Consider the following 4,607-nt stretch of genomic DNA (forward strand, 5'->3'; position numbering starts at 1 on the left):
GGCCGGTCAGGCCGGCCGGTCCTGGCGGCTTCAGCCAACCCGCACGAGGCGGTGGTTGGAGTCGCTGGCGTAGCTGCGGTCCTGGGCGTAGCCGCTGCTGCGGCCATAACCGGTGCCGAAGTCACGGCGACGGTAGCGCTCGGGACGCATGGCTTCGGCGAGCTCGATCGCCACCGGGGTGGCGGTCGGCAGCAGCCTGGCGGCGGACGCCCGGGTCACCGGCACGGACGCGACCGGGCGGGTCGGGAACAGGCGGTAAAGGGTATTCAGGGCATTCATGGCCGGGGCCTCGTGAGTTGGTGTGCTGGTAATCTACAACACCTAATCGCAGGCGCCATGGGCCGGAAGTCATGTTCCCTAAAATATTGAAATCCGGGCGCTTTTCCCGGGGGCTGTCAGCCCCCCTGGCGACCCGGTGACGCCGCCAGCACCTGTTCCAGGGCCGCCAGCTGGGTCCGGGCCGGGCCGGCCAGCGGGTGCTGGGCATGCGTTTGCAATAGCGCCCTGAGCCGCGCGCAGGCCTCCTCGTCGCGGCCCAGGCGTTCGCTGAGCAGGGTTGCCGCGGTCACCACCACCTGCGGCAGCTCGGGGCTGTCGGGGAAACGGGATTCGAAGTCCTGCGCCAGGGCCACGGCCCGCTGCGCCTGGCCCAGGCGCGCGGCCAGGGCCACCAGCCGGGCCACCTGCTCGGGCAGGTCCAGGCGGAAACCCGGTATACGTTCGGCGGTGTCGGCGTAAACCGCCAGCGCACGTTTTTCCTTGTCGGTGACCACCAGGCTGGAGATGTATTCGCGGTCGTGCGCGGCCAGGCGATCGATGTCGCCTTCGGCGATCAGCAGCTCGCGGTAGCGGTCGTGCACAGGATCGGAGGCGCCACGCCCCCGGAAGAGCCCGGCCAGAAGCTCCGCCGCCGCCGAAGGCTTGCCCTGCCCGGCCAGTTCTTCGGCGCGGGCCATGGTTTCGTCTTCGATGGGGTTGCCATAGGTGGCACGCGCCACCGCCGGCGCGACGTCCAGGCCCAGCACCTCGTGGTTGCGGTACAGCACGTCGCCCAGCACGTGGTAGCTGGCGACCAGGGCATAGAGCGCGATGAAGCTGCCGGGCACCTGGCCGGGCCCGCCGAAGGCCGCCACCAGCCCCCACTGCAGCACTTCCGACAGCAGGCCGAGGATCGCGAACACCAGCACGACGCCAAAATAGGCGCCGCCCAGGCGACCGATCAGTTCGAACCAGGCCAGCGGGTTCAGGGCATTGAGATAGTGGTGGTTGATCGCCAGCAGGATCACCGCCGCCGGCATGAACAGGAACACCGCCAGCAGCGCGCCGGCCGTGGCCAGCAGGCCCAGGTACACCGCGACCAGGGTGACCACCAGGCCGACCAGCACGCCCAGCACCATCTGTTCGATGGCGTCGCCATCGGTAGCCAGCATGTCTTCGCCGTGCAGGGCTTCGTAGCGGCCGTGGGCGGTGTTGGTCAGCGCCTCGACCGCCATCTTGAAGCCCATGATCCAGAAGCCCAGCTCGAACACCAGTCCCAGGATGTTGGGAAGGTTCGACAGCAGCCGGAACAGCGCCAGGCCCGCGAACATCGCCAGCATGCCCTTGGACGCGGGATAGGCCAGCATGCCCGGAAGTCGCTCGATGAAGGAACCGGCGACCGGTGATTTGTTGGCCATCTGCCTGCCTTGCCCGGAAATGTAGATCCCGAGGCTAGGCTGCGGGCCGGCCGGGGGTCAATCCGGCCGGCCTGTCGCGGCATCGCGGTTTATTTCGCGGCGGGAGTCCAGACGATGTTCACCGAGGTCAGCGTGTCGGTGTTTTCCGTACCGACCGGCACCTCGGTGTTGTGGCGGGCCTGGAAGGCCGCCTTCAGCGCGAGGGTCTTGTTGATGCTGACCGCGATGCCGATGTCGTTCTGGGCGAAGGTGTTGTCGCTGGTGGCTTCAACCAGGGTGGTGTTGAAGAACTTGGTGCTGTCGGTGATCTGGTGCTGGTAGTCGGCGAAGCCTCGCAGCAGCGCGCCTGTTTCCACTTCGCCGGTGTCGGCAAGCTGCGCCCGGCGCACACCGGGGCCGCCTTCGAGCTTGAAGCTGCGGCCTTCTTCGCGCAGCAGCCAGCCGCCGTAGTTCAGGGCCAGTGTGGCCTGGTAGTCGTAGGGCGAAAAATCGTCGTTTTCGTAGCGCGCGGCGGCGCCCAGGTAGCTGCGCTCGGTGAGCTTGCGGTCGGACTTGGCGCCGACTTCGTAGCGGTTGGCTGTGAGCTCGTCGTCGCTTTCCGAACGCAGGGCGGCCAGGTAGTAGTCGTGCGACCACAGGTCTTCTTCGGCCTTGAGGCCAAACCGGCCGTTGATGCTGGTGGTCTCGGAATTGCCGGTGGTGTTGACGATGCCAAGCTCGGCGCTGGGCTGCCAGGTGGCGGCGAAAGCCGCGGCGGGGCTGGCCAGCACGGCCAGCACGAGGAGGGTTCGGTTCATGGGCACCTGCGTCTATTTTGGTTCAAATTGGCCCACTATTTAAACGTCGGCAACATGAACACGCCGCAAAGGCGAAACTCCGCCGCCCTCAGGGCAGCACGCGCGCCAGCAGGTCCTGCCAGCCGTCCTGTCGGGCCAGGCTGCCGAAGGCCAGGCCCCGGCCGGCCCCGAGGCGAGCGCTGCAGAAGGCCTGCGCCACCGCGTCCGGCGCGCCGCGCAGAAGCACGCTGGCCTGCAGGGCCAGGGCCATGCGTTCGGCCAGTTCGCGCGCCCGTGGCACCAGCTCGTCGGCGGGCTGCCGCAGCAGGCTTTCGATCGCGCCGGCTTCCGCATCAAGCGCGGCATTGGCACCTCGCGCCGCCGCGAGTTCGCTGAAGAAGGCATGCCCGCAGTCCGGCTCCCGGCCCAGCGCGCGCAGCACGTCCAGGCACTGGATGTTGCCGCTGCCTTCCCAGATCGAATTCAGCGGCGCCTGCCGGTACAGGCGTGGCATGCCGGTTTCTTCGACGTAACCGATGCCGCCAAGGCACTCCATGGCTTCGCCCAGGAAAGCCGGCGTGCGTTTGCACACCCAATATTTGCCCAACGCGGTGGTTAGCCGGGCCAGAGCTGCTTCGGCCGGATCGCGGCCGCTGGCATCGACGGCGCGCGCCACCCGGAACGCCAGCGCGGTGGCGGCCTCGGATTCCAGCGCCAGGTCGGCCAGCACGTTGCGCATCAGGCCATGTTCGACCAGCGGCGCACCAAAGGTCCGGCGATGGCGCGCAAAGTGCAGCGCCCGCGCCAGGCCCTGGCGCATCAGGCTGGCTGATCCGAGCAGGCAATCGAGCCGGGTCAGCGCCACCATCTGCAGGATCGTCGCAACACCGCGCCCCTCGTCGCCGACCCGCCAGGCCACGGCGCCCTGGAACTCGACTTCGGCGCTGGCATTGCTCCAGTCGCCGAGCTTTTCCTTCAGGCGCTGGACCTGCACGGCGTTGCGGCTGCCGTCGGGCGCGAAGCGCGGCAGCAGGAAGCAGCTCAGGCCGCCGGATGCCTGCGCCAGCACCAGGAAGGCATCGCACATCGGCGCGGAAAAAAACCATTTGTGGCCGACGAGGCTGTAAAGATCATCGTTTCCGGGCAGCGGCGTCGCGCGGGTCGTGTTCGCGCGCACGTCGGAGCCGCCCTGCTTTTCGGTCATGCCCATGCCGATGGTGACGCCCTGTTTTTCCCAGCCGGGGCGGTGCGCGGGGTCGTAGCTTCCCGCGCGGATGCGCGGCAGCCACTCGCGCGCCAGCGCCGGCGCGTGCGCCAGTGCCGGCACGCTGGCGTAGGTCATGGTCAGCGGGCAGCTGCTGCCCTGGTCGGCCTGGTTGTGCAGGAACATCAGCGCCGCGCGCGCCACGTGCGCGCCCTCGCGGTCGGCGTGGCACCAGGCGAAACCAGGCACGCCGTGTTCGACGGCCGTTTGCATCAGCCGGTGGTAGGCGGGATGGAATTCGACCTGGTCGATGCGCTGGCCGCGGGCGTCGAAAGGCAGGAAGCGTGGCTTGTTCTCATTGGCCAGCCGGCCCAGCTCCTGCAGCTCACCGCCGGCCAGCGCGCCGTAGGCGGCGAGCGCGTCGCTGGCCCAGCCGCCGCCTTCGCGCGCCACGGCTTCGCGTAGGGCGACATCGTCCTGCCACAGGTCGCTGGGCGCCAGCGGCGGCGGCTGGTTTTCCACGTCATGGGTGCGGAAACGTTCGCGGATGTCCATGCGCCACCTCCTGGTCCCGGTCATTGTGCCTGCGCGTATGATCGGGGACACCTGCCCCCTGAAGTCAGCGATGGAGCCCGCGATGAAGCCACAGCTCAAGCGAATCACCGCCGTCCTGCCTGTCGAGGCCATCGAACCCTGCCTGCCCTTCTGGGAGGCCGTGGGAATGGTGCGCACGGTGGAAGTGCCGCACGGAGACCGGCTTGGTTTTGTCATCCTGGCCGGCCACGGGCTGGAAGTGATGCTGCAAACCTACGCTTCGATCGCCGACGACGTGCCGGCCCAGGCCGAAGAGGCCCGCCGTGCAAAGGCCTACCTGTTCGTCGAGGTCGCCGACATCAACGCCATCGAACGCGCGCTGGCCCGGCGCGGGCAGTTCGATGCGGAACAATCGGG

The 4,607-nt window shown here is 68.5% G+C and carries 5 protein-coding genes; 1 reads left to right on the forward strand and 4 read right to left on the reverse strand.

Annotation, left to right across the window (positions count from 1 at the left end; genetic code table 11):
- Positions 1–30: 30 nt before the first annotated feature.
- From AACZ35_RS12615 to AACZ35_RS12630, 4 genes are all read right to left on the reverse strand, one after another.
- Positions 31–279, reverse strand: coding sequence for a hypothetical protein (locus AACZ35_RS12615; RefSeq protein WP_339829848.1), 249 nt, complete (start codon positions 277–279; stop codon positions 31–33).
- 116 nt (positions 280–395) lie between these two features.
- Entirely contained in the window at positions 396–1,676 is a 1,281-nt protein-coding gene (locus tag AACZ35_RS12620) for a hypothetical protein (RefSeq protein WP_339829850.1), read from the reverse strand.
- 89 nt (positions 1,677–1,765) lie between these two features.
- On the reverse strand, positions 1,766–2,473 hold the full coding sequence (locus AACZ35_RS12625; RefSeq protein WP_339829852.1) for a DUF481 domain-containing protein: 708 nt from the start codon (positions 2,471–2,473) through the stop codon (positions 1,766–1,768).
- A gap of 88 nt (positions 2,474–2,561) precedes the next feature.
- Positions 2,562–4,211, reverse strand: coding sequence for an isovaleryl-CoA dehydrogenase (locus AACZ35_RS12630; RefSeq protein ID WP_339829854.1), 1,650 nt, complete (start codon positions 4,209–4,211; stop codon positions 2,562–2,564).
- 82 nt (positions 4,212–4,293) lie between these two features.
- On the opposite strand from AACZ35_RS12630, the gene AACZ35_RS12635 reads away from it, so the two are divergent.
- Positions 4,294–4,607: hypothetical protein (locus tag AACZ35_RS12635; RefSeq protein WP_339829856.1), on the forward strand; the 314-nt coding region annotated here is incomplete at its 3' end.

Origin of the sequence: uncultured Arenimonas sp. (assembly GCF_963976025.1) — a bacterium.
In the GTDB taxonomy this organism is placed as follows: domain Bacteria; phylum Pseudomonadota; class Gammaproteobacteria; order Xanthomonadales; family Xanthomonadaceae; genus Arenimonas.